The organism is Bradyrhizobium sp. (genome assembly GCF_016462955.1).
GTDB lineage: Bacteria > Pseudomonadota > Alphaproteobacteria > Rhizobiales > Xanthobacteraceae > Bradyrhizobium.
Window position 1 is genome coordinate 1 of the sequence record NZ_JAEMSD010000299.1, and the last position, 819, is coordinate 819.

Sequence of the window (819 nt, forward strand, 5' to 3'; positions counted from 1 at the left end):
TGCAGCCGGTGCATTCGCCGTCGTCGGCGCTGGTGCCGCGCCCTTTTTGGTATTGGCAGGTTGCGGCGTGCCCTTGTTGAGCCGCTGCTGCTGCATCTTCCTGGCGCTCTCCTCGGTGACGATGATGTCGCCCTGCTGCTCGGCGGCGGCCTTGTCGTCCGCGGATTTCAGCGCATCCGCCCAGCTTTGTCCCGCCGCCTTGCAGGAGCAGGACGGGTTGAACTCGCTGCGGAATTTGAACGCGGTCGGCAGCGCCGTGTAGGGCTGGCCGCCGATCGAGACCGCCGCGTTCATGTCTTCGCCGGGATTGCGATGGGTGTAGAGCACGGCTTCCGCAGCCGGACACAGCGCCTTGCAGGTCTTCTCGTCGTCGCCGAAGCGCGCCGGCACCGTGGCAAACGAGATCGGGAAATAGGCGCCGTCGCAGGTGCGTACGCAGACGGTGCGGAACGTGCCGGATTGCGGGCCGAGATCGGAGGGCGGCATGGCTTGCGGATTGTTCGGGTTGTTGCCGCCGAACAGATTGCTCAGGAAGTTGCCGCCGCCTTGCTGCTGGACGGCGTTGGCGTATTGCGGGCCGCAATTGTTCTGCGCCAGCGCCAGCAGCACCGAGCGGCGCTGGCTGTCGCGCTCCGGGCTCATGCCGCCGCTGCCGGCGCGCAGGCGCTCCAGGTTGCCGGTGATCTGGTCGAGATTGGCGCGCATCTGCTGGATCTGGGTGTTGACCGGGCCGCACTGCGCCGACTGGCCGTTGAACAGCGAGAAGAAGCCCGAGGAATCGCAGCCCATGCGCTTGGCCTGCATGGTGACCCGGTCGAG

Annotated in this window: 1 protein-coding gene; it reads right to left on the reverse strand. The window is 67.0% G+C overall.

What is annotated here, in order from left to right:
• On the reverse strand, nt 1–819 hold an 819-nt coding region (locus tag JHD07_RS25490; RefSeq protein ID WP_291627077.1), incomplete at both ends, for a DUF2865 domain-containing protein.